The 16158-nt window shown below is 63.3% G+C and carries 14 protein-coding genes and 1 pseudogene; 5 read left to right on the top strand and 10 right to left on the bottom strand.

Going from position 1 to position 16158, the window contains the following annotated elements; all coding sequences use genetic code 11:
- Positions 1 to 3: 3 nt before the first annotated feature.
- The 5 genes from J5474_RS06845 to J5474_RS06825 form a co-directional block, all read right to left on the bottom strand.
- Positions 4 to 966, bottom strand: a complete 963-nt coding sequence (locus J5474_RS06845; RefSeq protein WP_209360069.1) for an ABC transporter permease — start codon at positions 964 to 966, stop codon at positions 4 to 6.
- Positions 963 to 1943 carry an ABC transporter permease gene (locus tag J5474_RS06840; RefSeq protein WP_209360068.1) on the bottom strand — a complete coding sequence of 327 codons (981 nt, stop codon included), beginning with the start codon at positions 1941 to 1943 and terminating at the stop codon, positions 963 to 965. Before J5474_RS06840 ends, J5474_RS06845 begins: the two co-directional genes overlap by 4 nt.
- A gap of 92 nt (positions 1944 to 2035) precedes the next feature.
- Positions 2036 to 3598 carry an ABC transporter substrate-binding protein gene (locus J5474_RS06835; RefSeq protein ID WP_209360067.1) on the bottom strand — a complete coding sequence of 521 codons (1563 nt, stop codon included), beginning with the start codon at positions 3596 to 3598 and terminating at the stop codon, positions 2036 to 2038.
- Between the two features lie 233 nt (positions 3599 to 3831).
- The gene (locus tag J5474_RS06830; protein ID WP_209360066.1) at positions 3832 to 4758 is read right to left on the bottom strand and encodes an MYG1 family protein; all 927 of its coding nucleotides are present in this window, start codon (positions 4756 to 4758) and stop codon (positions 3832 to 3834) included.
- Positions 4759 to 5042: 284 nt separating this feature from the next.
- Positions 5043 to 5267, bottom strand: a complete 225-nt coding sequence (locus tag J5474_RS06825; protein ID WP_209360065.1) for a hypothetical protein — start codon at positions 5265 to 5267, stop codon at positions 5043 to 5045.
- A 221-nt stretch (positions 5268 to 5488) separates the two neighbouring features.
- Here J5474_RS06825 and J5474_RS06820 point away from each other — a divergent pair, with 221 nt between their 5' ends.
- The 3 genes and pseudogenes from J5474_RS06820 to J5474_RS06810 all read left to right on the top strand — a co-directional run.
- Positions 5489 to 6313, top strand: coding sequence for a helix-turn-helix domain-containing protein (locus J5474_RS06820; RefSeq protein ID WP_209360064.1), 825 nt, complete (start codon positions 5489 to 5491; stop codon positions 6311 to 6313).
- A 203-nt stretch (positions 6314 to 6516) separates the two neighbouring features.
- Positions 6517 to 6684, top strand: a complete 168-nt coding sequence (locus J5474_RS06815; RefSeq protein WP_209360063.1) for a transposase — start codon at positions 6517 to 6519, stop codon at positions 6682 to 6684.
- 48 nt (positions 6685 to 6732) lie between these two features.
- Positions 6733 to 7174, top strand: a pseudogene (locus tag J5474_RS06810) (IS66 family transposase); the annotation flags it as partial.
- A gap of 217 nt (positions 7175 to 7391) precedes the next feature.
- On the opposite strand, the gene J5474_RS06805 reads toward J5474_RS06810, so the two are convergent.
- The 5 genes from J5474_RS06805 to uvrB all read right to left on the bottom strand — a co-directional run bounded on the left by J5474_RS06805 (position 7392) and on the right by uvrB (position 14378).
- Complete coding sequence (locus J5474_RS06805; protein ID WP_209360062.1) at positions 7392 to 8015, bottom strand: ABC-type transport auxiliary lipoprotein family protein; 624 nt, start codon at positions 8013 to 8015, stop codon at positions 7392 to 7394.
- Between the two features lie 6 nt (positions 8016 to 8021).
- A complete protein-coding gene (locus J5474_RS06800) occupies positions 8022 to 9764 on the bottom strand; it encodes an MlaD family protein (RefSeq protein WP_209360061.1) in 1743 nt (580 codons plus the stop codon).
- A 6-nt stretch (positions 9765 to 9770) separates the two neighbouring features.
- On the bottom strand, positions 9771 to 10595 hold the full coding sequence (locus tag J5474_RS06795; protein WP_209360060.1) for an ABC transporter ATP-binding protein: 825 nt from the start codon (positions 10593 to 10595) through the stop codon (positions 9771 to 9773).
- Complete coding sequence (locus J5474_RS06790; RefSeq protein ID WP_209360059.1) at positions 10595 to 11740, bottom strand: ABC transporter permease; 1146 nt, start codon at positions 11738 to 11740, stop codon at positions 10595 to 10597. The genes J5474_RS06795 and J5474_RS06790 overlap by 1 nt, the downstream gene beginning before the upstream one ends.
- A 442-nt stretch (positions 11741 to 12182) precedes the next feature.
- A complete protein-coding gene (gene uvrB / locus J5474_RS06785) occupies positions 12183 to 14378 on the bottom strand; it encodes an excinuclease ABC subunit UvrB (protein WP_209360058.1) in 2196 nt (731 codons plus the stop codon).
- 457 nt (positions 14379 to 14835) lie between these two features.
- Here uvrB and J5474_RS06780 point away from each other — a divergent pair, with 457 nt between their 5' ends.
- Together J5474_RS06780 and J5474_RS06775 are read left to right on the top strand one after the other, a co-directional pair.
- On the top strand, positions 14836 to 15147 hold the full coding sequence (locus J5474_RS06780) for an ETC complex I subunit (RefSeq protein WP_209360057.1): 312 nt from the start codon (positions 14836 to 14838) through the stop codon (positions 15145 to 15147).
- Positions 15148 to 15482: 335 nt separating this feature from the next.
- Positions 15483 to 16158: DUF6880 family protein (locus J5474_RS06775; protein WP_342454014.1), on the top strand; the 676-nt coding region annotated here is incomplete at its 3' end.

Below are 16158 nucleotides of genomic sequence, written 5' to 3'. Positions count from 1 at the left end.
GGGTCAGCCCTTGTAGAGTTTCGGGTTGAGAACGTCGCGGATCCAGTCACCCAGCAGGTTGATGACAAGCACCAGCACCACGAGAACCACGCCGGGGATCACCGTGATCCACCAGCTCCCCGAGAGAATATAGTCGAAGCCAGCCGAGATCAGCGAACCCAGCGAGGGCTGCGACGGCGGCATGCCGAGGCCGAGGAACGACAGCGACGCTTCTGAGATGATGGCGTTGGCGACCTGCACGGTGGAGATCACGAAGATCGGCGACAGCGAGTTCGGCAGGATGTGCCGCGCCATGATGCGGACGGGGCCAAAGCCCAGAACGCGGGCGCTGTCGACGTATTCCTTTTTCTTTTCGGCCAGCACGGTGGCGCGGACGGTGCGCGCGTATTGCGGCCATTCCGCGACGCCGATCACCGCGATCAGGAAGACGACGGCATATTGCCCGAAGACCTCCGAGCCGAAGAGCGCCTGCGTCAACGCGAGGAAAATGATCGCGACCATCAGGGTGGAGAACGACAGCTGGATATCCGCCAGACGCATCAGGATCGAATCCGTGCGCCCGCCGACATAGCCCGATAGCAGCCCGATGGTGATGCCCAGCACCGCCTGCACCACCACGGCGCAGAGGCCGATGATGATCGACAGCCGCGTACCGTAAAGGATAGTCGACCACAGGTCGCGGCCCTGGTCGTCGGTGCCCAGCCAGAATTCCGGCAGCGACCCGTTCACCCAGGCCGGCGGGTATTCGGAGTTCATGATGTCGATCTGCGCCGGATCGTAGGGATCGTATGGCGCGATCAGCGGCGCGCAGAAGCTGAGAACGGCGATCACCGCGAAGACGGTGAAGGACACGATGGCCACCGGGTTGTGACGGAAGGCATAGATGATGTTGCTGTCCCAGAACGCGCGCAGCCGTGGCGCGTGGCGGGCCTGCAGGACGGTGTTTTCGACGGATTGGTCGGTCATGCCCCCATCCTCGCGAGTTTGACTGTGGGATTGGCGAGACCGTAGATCAGATCGACGATGGTGTTTGTCACCACGAAGATGAAGCCGACGACGATCAGGTAGGCAACGATCAGCGGGGTATCCACGCGGTTGACGGCTTCAAGGAACATCGCCCCCATGCCGGGCCAGCTGAACACGGTTTCGGTCAGGATGGTGTAGGCCACCATTGTGCCGATCTGCACGCCGCCCACGGTGATGACCGGCAGCAGCGTGTTCTTCAACGCGTGCACAAAGTAGATGCGCCACGGTGCGATGCCCTTTGCCTTGGCAAAGCGGACGTATTCGGATTGCAGCACTTCCAGCATCTCGGCGCGGATCAGGCGGATGAACATCGGCAGCATGATCGACGACAGCGCGATGGAGGGCATGACGATATGTGCCCAGCCGTCGGCGGTCAGGAAATTGGTGTCCCAGTAGCCGATGACATGCACGGTTTCGCCGCGGCCGAAGGAGGGCGCCCAGCCCAGTTCGACGGAGAACAGGTAGATCATCAGGATCGCGGTCAGGAAGACCGGGATGGAGATGCCGACGATCGACACCGCCATGATGATCCGGCTAAGGATCGCGTTGGGGCGGATCGCGGTAAAGACGCCCAGCGGCACCGACAGGCCGACGATCAGGAGTGTCGCACCAAACACCAGCTCCAGCGTGGCAGGCAGTTTCTTCAGGATCACGTCCAGCGCCGGTTCCTTGAAGAAATACGACGTGCCCAGATCGCCTTGCAGCGCGTTACCCAGAAACCGGGTGTACTGCACGAGGAACGGGTCGTTGAGGCCCAGCTGCTCGCGCAACTGCTGGCGGGTCTCTTCGGAAACGGACTGCCCGACCAACTCGCGCAGGGGGTCACCGAGATTGCCCTGAATGGCAAAGCCGATCAGCGAGATGGCGAGCATCACCGCGATGGCCTGAAGGACCCGTTTGACGAGATAGGCGAACATGGCAGTCCTCTTTTTTGGAAAGGAAAGCGCGGGCCGGTACGTGACGCGGCCCGCGGCGGGAACGGGGGCGCGGCGAGGCGCCCCCGGAGGGTTTACTCTTCGGATACCACGAGGTCGCCGAAGTAGGGGAAGTCGAGCGCGTTGACGATCTCGCCCGCGTTCATGTTGGACTTTGCGCCCCATGCGAGGTCCTGGAAGTGCAGCGGGATGAAGGCCGCTTCGTCATAGAGGATCTGCTCGAGTTCCTGCAGCATGGCGGTGCGCTTCGCCGGGTCCACCTCGTTGTTGGCGGCCTTCATCAGCTCGTCGGCCTTCTCGTTGCAGTAGTTGCCCGAGTTGTACTGGCCGTTGCCGGTGTCGGCATCGGGGCAGGCGGTCAGGAACTGGTGGAAGTTCGCGGAATCCTCGGTGTCCGAGTGCCAGCCGATCATCATCATGTCGGCCGCGCGCTCGTCGAAGGCGGGCCAGTACTGCGCCTTTGGCAGGGTCTGAAGGTCGACGGTGATGTTGATCTGGGACAGCATCGAAGCCACGGCCTGCGCGATCTTGTCGTCGTTCACGTAGCGGTTGTTCGGCGCCATCATGGTGATGGAAAAGCCCTCCGCGTAGCCTGCTTCGGCCATCAGTTCTTTGGCGCGGGCCACGTCGTAGCGCGGTGCGAGGTCGTCGATGTGGCCGGCGTAGCCCGCGGGCGATGCCTGCGCCGCCACGGTGCCGAAGCCGCGCATGATGCGGTCTACGATGCCGGTGTTGTTCACGGCGAAGTCGATGGCCTGACGCACCTTCGGGTCCTTGAAGGCTTCGACGCGGTCCTCGTTCATCTGGAAGGTGATGACGCGGGTGCCCGGCATGGTGATCAGGTCGACGCCCTCGGCATCCTCGATCCGCTGCAGGTCGGTCGGCGGGACCGGCGCGATGAAATCGACGTCACCCGACAGAAGTGCCGCGACGCGGGTCGGGTCTTCCTTGATGGGCGTCAGAACGATGTGGTCGACGTTGCCGTCGGACTCAGTGTCCCAGTAGCCGTCGAAACGCTCGAACTCGACCTTCACGCCCTGCTCGCGCGCGGTGACGGTGAAGGGGCCGGTACCCGACATGTTGCGCGAGGCAAAGCTGTCGCCGTGCTTGACGATCTCGGCCTTGTCTTTCCCGTCCTCGGTCTGGCCGGTGTAGAAAGCGCTGTCCATGGCAAAGAGGTAGGTCGCCGTGTGCAGCACCAGCGGGTAGGGCGCGGTGGTCTTCAGGTCGATGGTGTAGTCATCGACGACCTCGAGGCCGGAGAACGGGGTGAAGATGCCCTTGAAGTCATCCGAATTGCGGATGCGCTCGAAGGTCCAGGCGAAATCTTCTGCGGTCATCTCGTTGCCGGAGTGGAACTTCACGCCCTGGCGCAGGGTGAAGCGCACGGTGGTGTCGTTCACCTGCTCCCACGAGGTCGCAAGGCGCGGTTCGAATTCCAGATCCTGCGTCCAGCGCACCAGCGGGTCGAATACCATGTGGTTCAGCTGCAGCGTGCCGCCGGAAAGCTGCTCGTAGGGGTCCAGCGATACCGGGTCGGCGTCATAGGCGACGCGGACCGTGGTCTCGGCCAGAGCACCCCCGGCGAGTGCGAGAACGAGCGCGGTCGAAGCCGCGCAGGTCTTCAGAAATGACATTGTTTTCTCCCTGTCAGAATGGCGGCAGCCTATTGAGACGGGTTTGCGGACTGCAAATGCCGATGCTGCATGAGGCTATGCAAGCAAAACATGCGGGGGCTGGTCGTGGGTATTGTTATTGCTTTTCAGATGGTTGGTCGCGGCGCGTTGCGGGCGCAGCGGAAGGGGGCCGCGCTGGGCGCCGTAACGTCATGCAGGGTTTGCCTGTATTTTTGGCGGCATTGCGGGGCTGTTCAGGAGGGGGGAGTTACCGCCGCCACGGCCTTCTCGGCCATGGCGAGGATTGCCTCGCGGGTGTGGGCGACGGCGATGAAACGGGCGTTGTGGCAGAACTTTGCGCCCTCGACACCGCAGGCGGATTCCAGCGGGCCGTCGGTCAGGCCCGCCCAGGCCTTTGGCAGGTCGGCGCGGCTTTCGAAGGTGTCGGCGCCCTTGCGGATCGTGCTGAGCGCCCAGTCGCCGTCGCGCGGATGGATAATGAACAGCAGATGGTCGGCGTGAGCCTTGTCGATCGCGGCCCGGAAGGGCATCCCTGACGGCAGTTCGAGGATGGGCGAATTTCCTGCGGCCTCAATGGCTTTCAGGACGACCGCCTCGGCGCGATGTCTGGCGGCCTTGCCGCGCACGGTGGCCTCCACGAAGGTGCGGGCGACGGTCAATGCCTGCGCGAAGGCCGCATCGTCCGCCGCATCGCTGCGGTCGTCGAAGGTCGGTTTCAGCGTCTCCAGAAGAACAGGAAGGGTCAGTGCGGCCAGCGGACCGGCGACCGAGGGCTCCAGCGCGCCATTGTCCATCAGGTCGACAGGCAGGACAAAGCTGCGATCGAAGCCCTCGTGAATCGAGTCCACGTCCGCCTCCGGCACGGCGAGCGCGCGCAGGTAGTCGCGCCCGAAATGGTGCCAGATCAACCCGAAAGAGCTATAGGGATGGCCGTCCGGGCGCAGGGGGCTTTGCTTCTGGTGGTGGTCGAAGATTTTCTGATCCACATCATACAGGCGCCCCACGTCATACACGATGCGGCCAGGGGCCGGATTGGTCCATGCGGGATCGCGGCTGCGCAACAGCGTCGCCTGCGGGAAAAGGTGGGTCAGGATGACGGAGGACAGCAGTTCGTCTGCGTGGAAGCCGCCGGAATGGGTGACGAGGTGGGTGATGGTCATGAGGGCGCCTCCGACGGGTCAGGCCGCCTGCGTTTGTCTCAGACACACCGCCGCGAGTCCAGACGGAATTAGCTGATGGAGCGCTACCCGCACCCGCGAATTGAACAAGCTAAAACAATACGTTAAATCGAATGGGCGGGCTATGAGGTGTCGGGCGATGGCTGGGTAAGCTGCGTCCCGCCCCTGTCCCGCGTTCGCGCGGCAGGCTATTGACGAAAAAAGTAATACCCCGATCCGGGGTGCGCAGATCGGAGCGGGTCAAGCTGTTCCTGGAAGGCAATCTTCTAGGCTTTGAGGCGAGCGATCACGCGCTCAACCGAGGCGGCGGCGAGGAAGAGTTGCGGCGCGTCGGCCGAGGTGTCGGACCGCGCGAGCTCGTAGCCACTTTGTTCGAGGAGGCGAATAACATGCTCCAATCGATGAATGATTCCCTCCGTCAGTCCCGCCGCAGCTTGAGCCGGAACGCGTTCGGCGGTTGTAATGGCATGCGCGAAAAGGTTGTTGTTCACGAGTTTGCCTCCCTTCGCATCAGAATGATCTATATGGTCCCAGGATGATACATTGATCAAACAACGATATGTGAATTTATCATGCGGGTTGATCAACCAATTTGACGTAAAGCATTTGGAATGTGCATGTTTTTTGCGGTCATCGTGATCAGAAACTGTTACTGACGTAACGTGAATGTATACATTTTCGCGGTTTTCGACGCAATTCTGAGACAGGCGAGATGAATCCTCTGGACGACATACCCGTATCGATGCGCTTCTGCGCGAATCTCCGCAAACTCGTGGCCTTGTGTCCGTCCACAGCCGAAGCAGCACGGTCACTGGACATCAATCGCGCGCAATTCAACCGATATTTGAACGGAGAGGCCCACCCGAAGCCCGCCGTGCTGAAGCGGATCAGTGATTTCTTCGGTGTGGATGCGCGTATCCTGACGGAGGTGCTGCCCGGTGGCTTCATCGCGGGCCTGCCCCCGCCCGGCTCTGTCCGGCCCCCGCCGCCCCGGAATTTCGGGCTGGAGAACGCGGTGCATTTCCTGCCCGAGCACGTTTCGCACTACGTGTCGCCCGAAGAACTGCCGGATGGGCTTTACCTGTATTGGCGGGCCTCAATGGGCATGGCGGACAGTTTTGTGTGCTCCGCCCTCCAGATGAAGACGCTGCCCGGGGCGCGGGTTCTGCGCGGCTACGTCAATCGGTCCTCGATCCTGCAGACGGACGTTCTGCCGCCAAAGTTGCGCGAGTTGCGCGGGTGGCTTTTGGGGGTGGAGGACGGCTATGCGTGGTTCTTTGCCAGCGCGCCGGCGTGGAACAATGTGGCGTTGAATTTCACCTCGCGGCCCGCCCACCGGTTTTCGACCTATCTGCCGGGGTATTTTGCACTGGCCCGCAACGAGACGGTGGCGGGCCGCCGGATCGGACGCTGCGTAATGGAGCGGCTGCCGCGCAAGCGCGCATCCATCATGCGGGCTGCCCATGCGACACGGTATTACAAGGCCGAGGAACTGCCAGAGGGCATCCGCCACGAGTTGATGAAGCCTTTGGCCTAGCGAGGGGACGTCAGACAGGGCCATGAAGTGTCAGCCGTCGTTGCGCCTCATGCCAAGGATGCAATGGTGGATGGGGCGATTGAGGAAGGTAATCCCCCTGATTTCAGTAACCGCCTGTTTGAGACCGCCTGCCTGACAGAGGTCCGCCGAGTCGAGACACGCGCGTAACGATGTCGTTGGCGACGTGTTTATCGGGAGGGGCCATGCTGGGCGAGGTTCTGGGTGTCGAACGTCGCCGCTGGAATGACGATGAGAAGCTCAAGATCGCGCTGGAGGTCGGCGTCGGCGGGGCCTCGGTGACGCAGGTCGCCCAGCGTCACGAGATTACACGGTGTCTGATCTATGGCCGGTCGCGTGACCTGAAGAAATAGGGCCTGTGGTCCCCGGACCACGGTACGGTGTTCCTGCCGGTGGATTTCGGCGCCCTTTTTTCCGAAATCGCTGGCCAACCGGCCGAACTGAGCGCAGCCACGCGCGAAGCACTCCCGCCCCATGGTCGATACCTTCAAGACATGGGCCGAAGCCCAGCTGCAGCGCATTCCGGGCAAGGGGGATCTCGCCAAGGCCTTCCGCTACGGTCTCAGCCGCTCGCCGTCCTTCGAACTCTTTCTCGAAGATGGCCGCGTCGGCATCGGCAACCCGGCCGAGCGCGCCATGCGACCGATTGGCATCGGGCGGAAGAACCGACTTTTCGCGGGCGCCGACAGCGGTGGCGAAACGCTCTCCCGGGCGATGACCCTCATCGAGACAGCCAAGATGAACGGGATCGATCCGCAAGCCTGGCTCCCCGACATCCTCGACCGCGTCCATGATCACAAGATCAACCGGCTCGGCGAACCGCTTCCATGGAACTGGACGCCGCCGCACCGATCCGCGGTGACAACCGGGCGGTTACTGATTTCAGGAGGATGCGGACGTGGAATTTTCTCGGGAGGATGGCTGAGGAGATTCAGAAACAGAAGATGCTATTTCCTGAAGCGCAGGTCATGCCCCGCCCGCCGATGCAAATACAGTTTCAGCGGCTTTGCCGCGATCTGAAGGCAACGTGAATGGACATCCGGGGCGGCGGACCGTGTGACTACAGGCCCCGCGTATCGGCCAGCCAGTCGACCATTTCCGTCAGTTGCCGGGTCATGGCCGCGTCAAACGCACCGACGACAAGCTCTGCGGATGTGTCGGCCACCGGCACGTAGCTGCTGAAGCTGCGCGAGGCGACGATCGCGCCATCACTGTCGCGCAGCACGGTCATGGTCGACCGGATGACAACCCGCACCTTGTCGCCGACGACCTCGGCCTGGAACGCCTGCAGATCCGTCATCAGCACATAGTCCGGCGACGGCCCCGACCCGGCGCTGGTGACCAGCGAAAACCGTCCCGAATTCGCCAGCGACCGCACCAGCAGCAACTGGAAATGCGCCGCCGCGTCATTGACCCAACGCGCATCCGGCAGCGTCTGCAGCTCCAGCGGCGTCGGTTTGATCACGATGCGGTCACTTGTCAGCGCCCCCGTGGCGGTCGGCATCGCGACCTCCAGATGATGTCGGCCCCGCCGTGTTCCGTCTGAAACCGCAGGCAGCGGGCTGAGCTCATAGGTGCCCAGCGGCGTCGACGCCGACTGGATGCTGGAAATGGCCGAACACCCGGCCATCGCGGCCAGCCCAAGCGTCAGAGCCGCCCGTCGCAATGCGATACGAAGTGTCATGTCTGCCTATCTCCTGAATTCCGGGATGTTGTTGCCAAAGAAGAACCGGGCGGGGTCCCGATCCAGCTTCTTGGCCACCTGTTCCAGCCGAAGGACCAGTTGCTGGGCCTCCCGGGCGAATTTGGTGAACTCCGGCAAGCCGTTGCGGGCAAAGTCCTGCAGCGGCGGCGCGCTGGCGTTCACCGTGGTTTCGATGTTTTCGACCACCTTGAGCGTGCGCGACGCGGCCTCGCGCAGGTCGGTGGCGATGGCGGGGATGTCCCCGGCCAACTGGTTCATTGTCTCCTCGATCTGACCTGCCGCGATGCGGATATCGGCAATCGCGGGCCCGAGATCGGTGGACAACACCGTGTCGGCCTTGGCAAACGCGCCCTTGGCGGCGTCCAGCGTCGTCTCTGTGGTCGTCAGGGCCTGGTCGAGGTTGGCAAGGGTCTGATCCGCGTTTTGCAGGGTCCGCGTCGCCGCCTTCAGCGTTTCCTCGCCGCTGAGCGCCAGCGGGTCGAGGCGCTTCGTGAACGCCGTGACATCGGTCGAGACCTCGTTGATCACCTCGGTCGCCGAGGTGACAGCCGTGCGGATGTCCGCAACAACGGCCGGGATGTCGTCCTTCAGCATCTTGTCCACGCCGGCGAAGGCCTCGTTCACCGTGGTCAATGTCGCGCGGGCGTCGGTCACCAGCGCCGTGCCTTCGCCGTTCACCAGCGTCTGGAAATCGTCGGAGGCCGCTTCGATCGCGGCAAAGGATGCGCGCGCATCCGCAAGGGTCACATCCAGATCGGCAATCGTTGCTTCAAGCTCGGCAAAGCGTTTCGTCGCGGCCTCGGCCGTGCCGCCGAACTGGGCAAGCACCTCGTCCAGCCGTGGGCGCAGGTCGTTCGTGGCGGTCTCGACGGACTGGATGGCCGTCGTCAGATCGTCGGCGATCTGCGGGACACGGGTCTGCACGAACGCGTCCACGTCGCCAAGGGTCGCCTCGGCCGTGTTGAACGCCGCCGTCGCGGACTGGAACGTGGGCTCGACATTGGCGATGGCCGATCTGGCGACGTCCAGCGTTTCGGTGATCGACACAAGCGTCGTCTCCACCGAGTTTCCGATGTCATCCAACCGCCCCGTGAACTTGGAAATTTCGCTGACGCCATCCGAGACGGTTCGGGAAATGTCCGAAAAGTCGCTGAGCGCCGTTTCAAGCTGCCCTGACGCGCTTTCGAGGTTTTTCAGAACGTTGGCCACCGATTGCTGGTTCTCGGCCCCCAGAAAGGTGCGGACTTCCCTGATCGCGGCGACCGCCTCGGCCATCAGGTCAGGGGCGTCTTCGGTCAGCGCCTGAACCACAGAGCGTTCCGACGGGATCAGTTTGACCGCAGTCGGGTCGTCGGGATCGCGCAGCAGCGGCGCGGCGGGGCTGCCCCCGTCAAGGGCAACATAGCCCACCCCCGTCACACCCAGAGAATTCAGTTGCGCGGTCGTGTCGGTCTTGACCGGTGTGGTTGCGGCGACTTCGATCTGCACCCGCACCTTGCTGGGGTCGGTCTGGTCCAGATCCAGCCCGATGACCTTGCCGACCGCCAGACCGTTGTAACGCACGTCCGCTGCCATCCCCAGCCCCGAGACATCCTCGAACAGGACTTCGTAGACAGCATACTGACGGTCGATCTCGACCTTGGCGAACCAGACCAACAGGCCCAGTGCCCCCAGGATGCCAGCCAGGGTGACGGTGCCGATCAGCACGAAATTGGCCTTGGTCTCCATCCGTATTCAGCCCCCCAGCCCCGGCCGGTCGGTCCCCGGTCCCTCAGTTCCCGATCTGTCCGTCCCAAGCCCCGCGGCCCGCGCCCTGGGACCGTGGAAATACTCCTGCATCCAGGGATGTTCTACCTTCAACATGTCCTTCATCGTGCCGGTTGCCAGAACCCTCTTTTCCGCAAGGGCGGCAATTCGGTCACAGATCGCATGCAGGCTGTCCAGATCGTGGGTCACCATGAACACCGTCAGACCCATCGTGGTCTGAAGCTTCTTGATCAGCGCGTCAAAGGCAGAGGCGCTGATCGGGTCCAGCCCGGCCGTAGGCTCGTCCAGGAAAACAATCTCCGGGTCGAGCGCCAGCGCCCGGGCCAGCCCCGCGCGCTTGCGCATCCCGCCAGACAGTTCCGACGGATACTTGTCACACGCCAGCGGCGGCAAGCCGACCATCGAAATCTTGAGCTCCGCCAGCGCGCGGCGGGTCTTGGCAGGCAGATCCGTCTGCTCGCGCATCGGGACCTCGACGTTTTCGCGCACCGTCAGCGAAGAAAACAGCGCCCCGTCCTGAAACATCACGCCCCATCGCCGCCCGATGCCTTGCCGGGTCTCAGCCGAGGCGTTCAGCAGGTCGGTGCCAAAGACCTCGATGCTGCCCGCGCTGGGATGCACCAGCCCGACGATGGCCCGCAGCAGGACGGATTTCCCCGTACCCGATCCGCCGACGATGCCCAGCACCTCACCGCGATAGACGTCCAGGTCCAGTCCCTCATGGACGACATGTGTGCCGAACTGCGTGCGCAGCCCGCGGACCTGAATGATGGCATCGCGCGGTTCCCGCATCAGACACCGACCACGGCGAAAAAGACCGAAAACAGGGCGTCCGCCACGATGACGAGGAAGATCGACAGCACCACCGAAGTCGAAGTCAGCTTGCCCAGGGATTCCGCGTCGCCGCCGACCTTCATGCCTTCGTAGCTGCCGACGATCCCGATGATGACGGCAAAGAACGGCGCCTTGATCAGCCCGACGGCATAATGCCAGGCGCCGACGGAATCATACAGCCGCGTCTGGAACATGCCGGGAGACACCCCCAGCTCGATCCACGACATGATGGCCCCGCCCAACAGGCCCATGACATCCGCCACGAAGCCCAGCAACGGCAGCACCACGATCAATGCCAGAACGCGCGGCAGGACCAGCACCTCAATCGGATCCAGACCCAATGTCCGCATGGCATCGATTTCTTCGCGCATCTTCATCGACCCGATTGCCGCGGTAAAGGCCGCGCCGGAGCGCCCCGCGACAATGATAGCCGTAAGAAGGATGCCCAGTTCGCGCAGGACAGAGATCGCGATCAGGTCGACGACAAATACCTCTGCTCCGAATTGCCGCAACTGTACGGCGCCCTGAAAGGCCATGACGACGCCGATCAGGAACGCCATGAGTGACACGATGGGAATGGCGTTCAGCCCTATCTGCTGCATGTGATGCACAAGCGAGGTCAGCCGCAGTCGGCTGGGATGCACCATGACAAACGCCAAGGACGCCACGACCGCCCCGAGAAACCCGACGATTTCCACCAGCCCGAGAATGCCATGCCACGTCTTGGCGCCGATCATCTCGACCCAATCGACAAAGCTGTGGCGCGGCTTTTCCAGTGTGGCTCTGGCGGGGATGCTTTGCCGGACGACGTCCAGCAATTCGCGGTGGGGCGCCGATGCGCCGACAATATCACAGTGCCCGCCACGGTCCTGGATGGCGGTTTGCGTGTCGATGATCAGCCATGCCCCGGCCGTATCCAGGGCCTCGACCGCCGACAGGTCGAGACTGATGTCAGCGGCTGTTGCCGTTGCCGGGAATTGCGCGCGGGCCTCTTCCAGCCTGGCGACAACCAACCGGCCCGACAGCCGCAAGTTCACAGGGTCGATGGGTTTGGGCTGACCAGCGCGCACCGGGTCGGGCCCGCGCCCCAGGTCAGAGATCATCCGCTGAGGTGACGGCAAGCCGGATTGGCGCCCGGAGCATGGCTGCATTGACCAAAGTTGGCATCTGGCTGATCATAACATCCCTCGCCCGGCTGCAATCGGGCTCATAAGCCAGCGAACCCCGCCGGACTGGCCTCATGGCGCAGGCGTCTGTCCCCATTGGTATTTTACGGATGAATGCAGTGCGGCGCAACCAGCCATCACCGCGGCATATCCGCGATGCGATACAGAGCGGAGTTCAACGACCCCAAGGGGCCTTCATACCTGTACTGTCGATCAAGCCGAGAAGGTGCAGGCCGGATCGACCGAATGAAACTGGCCCACGTGCGGGATCAATTCGCTTGCACGAAAACCCTTGGTGACGATTGCCCCGATACGACGTCCTGCGCCCAGATGGCGTCTGAGTTTTCGGCTTATCCGAACCCTGTTCCCGGTCCGGCCATCACCGCTTCCGCCGCTTCACGTTCCCGCCCCGCTGACCCGGCTTGCCGGCCGTCGACCGGCCTCGCGCCTTTACGGCAGCCTCGGATGCCCGTTCAACGGCTTGTTGTCGCGCAAGGGGGTCGTCGGATACGGCCAGTTCCACCGCCTCCAGCCGCTTGACTTCGTCGCGCAGGCGGGCGGCCTCTTCGAACTCGAGGTTCTCGGCGGCCTTGCGCATGTCGGTGCGCAGCCCCTCAAGCACGGCCTGGATGTTGGAACCCTGAAGTTTCGGGTCGATTTTTGTCGTGACGCGGGATTGGTCGGTGTCGCCCTGATAGAGGCCCGCGAGAATGTCATCGACGTTCTTTTTCACCGTTTCCGGAGTGATGCCGTGTTCGACGTTGTAGGCCATCTGCTTTTCGCGGCGGCGGTTGGTTTCGTCGATGGCGCGCTCCATGGAGCCGGTGATGCGGTCGGCGTACATGATGACGCGGCCCTCGGCGTTCCGCGCCGCGCGGCCGATGGTCTGGATCAGCGAGGTTTCGGAGCGCAGGAAACCCTCCTTGTCCGCGTCCAGAATGGCGACCAGCCCGCATTCCGGGATGTCCAGGCCCTCGCGCAGCAGGTTGATGCCCACCAGAACATCGAAAGCCCCAAGCCGCAGATCGCGCAGGATTTCGATGCGTTCGATCGTGTCGATGTCTGAGTGCATGTAGCGGACGCGGATGCCCTGTTCGTGCAGGTATTCCGTAAGGTCTTCGGCCATGCGCTTGGTCAGCACGGTAGCGAGCGTTCGGAAGCCCTGCGCCGCGACCCTGCGGATCTCGTCCAGCAGGTCGTCCACCTGCATCTCAACGGGGCGGATTTCCACCTGCGGATCAAGCAGGCCGGTGGGGCGGATCACCTGTTCGGAGAAGACGCCGCCGGATTGCTCCAGCTCCCACGCGGCGGGCGTGGCGGAGACAAAGACCGATTGCGGGCGCATCGCGTCCCATTCCTCGAACTTCAGAGGGCGGTTGTCCATGCAGGACGGCAGGCGGAACCCGTGTTCAGCCAGCGTGAACTTGCGCCTGTAGTCGCCCTTGTACATGCCGCCGATCTGCGGGACGGAGACGTGGCTTTCGTCGGCAAAGACGATGGCGTTGTCGGGGATGAATTCGAACAGCGTGGGCGGCGGTTCGCCCGGCGCGCGGCCGGTCAGGTAACGCGAGTAATTCTCGATCCCGTTGCAGACACCAGTGGCCTCCAGCATCTCGATGTCGAAGTTGGTGCGTTGCTCCAGCCGTTGCGCTTCCAACAGCTTGCCTTCCCCAACCAGTTGGTCGAGCCGCTGGCGCAGCTCCTTCTTGATGGAGATGACGGCCTGTTGCATCGTCGGGCGCGGGGTCACGTAGTGCGAATTGGCGTAAACGCGGATACGATCGAAGCTGGCGGTCTTTTCGCCGGTGAGCGGGTCGAATTCGGTCAGTCCTTCGAGTTCCTCGCCGAAGAAGGACAGCCGCCACGCCCGGTCTTCGAGGTGCGCGGGCCAGATTTCCAGCACGTCGCCGCGCACCCGGAACGACCCGCGCTGGAACGCTTGATCGTTGCGGCGGTACTGCTGCGCGATCAGGTCGGCCATGATCTTGCGCTGGTCGTATTCCTGCCCCACGAACAGGTCCTGAGTCATGGCGCCGTAGGTTTCCACGGACCCGATGCCGTAGATGCAGGACACCGACGCCACGATGATCACGTCGTCCCGTTCCAGGAGGGCCCGGGTGGCGGAATGGCGCATCCGGTCGATCTGTTCGTTGATCTGGCTTTCTTTCTCGATATAGGTGTCAGAGCGCGCGACGTAGGCTTCGGGCTGGTAGTAGTCGTAATAGGAGACGAAGTATTCCACCGCGTTATCGGGGAAGAAGCTCTTGAACTCGCCATATAGCTGCGCGGCCAGTGTTTTGTTCGGGGCAAGGATGATTGCGGGCCGCTGGGTTTCCTCGATGACCTTCGCCATGGTGAAGGTCTTGCCCGTGCCGGTGGCGCCGAGCAGAACCTGATCGCGCTCGCCTTCTCGCACGCCCGTGGACAACTCCGCGATTGCGGTGGGCTGGTCGCCGGCGGGCTTGAACTCCGTTTGCATGGTGAACCGCTTCCCGCCCTCGAGCTTTTCGCGTGTGCGCACGTCGGGCGCGGCCGCGTGCAGGACGGGCATGGACTGCGGATTGTTGTTGTGCATCGGCGACTCCTTCGGAGGGAATGTGGCATGGCCGGGCCGGGATGCAAGGGCGGTTCCTGACGGTTTTCGGCAGGAAGGGCGGGCGGTGGCGTTCACGCAGTGCGCAAGCCGTGAGCAGATCGGCACGACTTGAGTATATGGAGCAAACACGGGGGCCGGGCGAAAACGGTTCGCTGCCAATTGCTTGTCGTTTCAGCGGCGGCAATCCGCCCAAAAATGCCAATGCTTGCGCCTTGCCAGATTTGAATTGCGCAATAGCCTTGGGTCAGCAAGCAGCGGCTGGCCTGATCCTTGTACCACCTTACCCACCCCTCGCTCCCCGTGGTACGGGCTTTGACCCTTGGCGCTGCTTGCGCCTTACTTCTGTGAGGCGCTGCCGTGACAATTGGCCATGCATGCGCGGTTGCCTTGGCGCGCGGAATCCCCGATAACCCCGGTGATTCAAGGAGGTCTGGACATGCGCGCACGCATCTATCAGCCGGCCCGTACGGCGATGTCCTCGGGGCAGGGCAAGACAAAGCACTGGGTTCTCGACTACGTGGCCGAAAGCCCGCGCGCGATCGACCCGCTGATGGGGTGGACCTCGTCCTCGGACACCCAGAGTCAGGTTCGCCTGCAGTTCGAGACGAAAGAGGCGGCGCTGGCCTATGCGAAGGATCACGGTATCGACGCGGTCGTGACGGAGCCAAAGAAGCGCAAGCCCAACATCCGCGCACGCGGCTACGCGGAGAATTTCGCCAGCGACCGCCGCGCCCCTTGGACGCACTGACGGTTGTACATCGGGGCAAAGATCCCGCGAAGCCAGGATCAATTCAACATGTAGGGCGCCCATTGGGCGCCTTTTCCATATATTGATTTCCGGCTGACCCTGGTGTGAAGTCGCCCGGGCGTAGGGTTGAAAGGGGGCGCAAGATGGCGGGCAAGGCGCTGAACAAGGCCGACCCTGGTGGCTCTGGGGTCCGAAGCGCTGGCCGACCTGCTGCTCGAAGCCGTCCAGGGCGAGGCGGCGCGGCAACGGTAGGTTCGCATGGCGCTGGCTGCCGGCCAGGGGGCGGAGCCGGTCGCCGCTGACATCCGCAAGAGGTTTGCCTCGATCCGGCGGGGCTGCAGCTCATCTCGCGCACCTCGCAGAAGAAGCTCGGCAAGGAACTGGACGGCACCGTTCAGCTGATAGAGGCCCGCATCGCGCCCGAAGCGCCGAACCTTGCATTCGACCTGCTCCGGGCGCAGCTGCACCTGGCCGAATGTATCTTTGAGCGTACCGATGACAGCTGGGGCACCATCGGCGATAGCTTGCGCGCCGCGATGGAGGCCCTGGGGCGGATCGCACCAAACCTCTCGCCTGACGCGCAGGCGCTTGCTGAAGACGTTTTCGAAGCCATGGTCGCGGATGGCTACGGCGCGTTCGACCACGCGGTCGAGGCGCTGGCCCCCGCACTCGGGGACGAAGGCCCGGCAACGCTGAAGACCCGTGCCGCGACCGCCCGCGATGCTCCGCTGACGGCGGTCGACCTGGCTCATTACGGCTACATCTCCGACCCGAAGGAGCGGGAGACCCGGGCCCGCCAGCCCCGCAATCGCAGCCTTGAGATCACCCTGCAGGACATGGCCGACCAGCAGGGTGACGTGGACACCTGGCTCGCGCAATACACGCCTGCCAAATTGAACCGCGCCGGGTTTGCCGGAGGCAGTTTGCTTGGCTTCAGGCGACCATATTCACTCCTTCGATCGTTTCATAGAAGTTGCGCTGGGCCTCGGCTGGCGGGATGTTCCCGACCGG

The sequence above is a fragment of the Sagittula salina genome, from assembly GCF_017813235.1.
Classification (GTDB): Bacteria; Pseudomonadota; Alphaproteobacteria; order Rhodobacterales; family Rhodobacteraceae; genus Sagittula; species Sagittula salina.
This window is presented reverse-complemented; position numbering and strand designations above follow the sequence as displayed.

Coding starts and splice junctions, on each gene's coding strand:
- J5474_RS06845 (WP_209360069.1), bottom strand. CDS start 966: ATGACCGACCAATCCGTCGAAAACACCGTCCTGCAGGCCCGCCACGCG.
- J5474_RS06840 (WP_209360068.1), bottom strand. CDS start 1,943: ATGTTCGCCTATCTCGTCAAACGGGTCCTTCAGGCCATCGCGGTGATG.
- J5474_RS06835 (WP_209360067.1), bottom strand. CDS start 3,598: ATGTCATTTCTGAAGACCTGCGCGGCTTCGACCGCGCTCGTTCTCGCA.
- J5474_RS06830 (WP_209360066.1), bottom strand. CDS start 4,758: ATGACCATCACCCACCTCGTCACCCATTCCGGCGGCTTCCACGCAGAC.
- J5474_RS06820 (WP_209360064.1), top strand. CDS start 5,489: ATGAATCCTCTGGACGACATACCCGTATCGATGCGCTTCTGCGCGAAT.
- J5474_RS06815 (WP_209360063.1), top strand. CDS start 6,517: ATGCTGGGCGAGGTTCTGGGTGTCGAACGTCGCCGCTGGAATGACGAT.
- J5474_RS06805 (WP_209360062.1), bottom strand. CDS start 8,015: ATGACACTTCGTATCGCATTGCGACGGGCGGCTCTGACGCTTGGGCTG.
- J5474_RS06800 (WP_209360061.1), bottom strand. CDS start 9,764: ATGGAGACCAAGGCCAATTTCGTGCTGATCGGCACCGTCACCCTGGCT.
- J5474_RS06795 (WP_209360060.1), bottom strand. CDS start 10,595: ATGCGGGAACCGCGCGATGCCATCATTCAGGTCCGCGGGCTGCGCACG.
- J5474_RS06790 (WP_209360059.1), bottom strand. CDS start 11,740: ATGATCTCTGACCTGGGGCGCGGGCCCGACCCGGTGCGCGCTGGTCAG.
- uvrB (WP_209360058.1), bottom strand. CDS start 14,378: ATGCACAACAACAATCCGCAGTCCATGCCCGTCCTGCACGCGGCCGCG.
- J5474_RS06780 (WP_209360057.1), top strand. CDS start 14,836: ATGCGCGCACGCATCTATCAGCCGGCCCGTACGGCGATGTCCTCGGGG.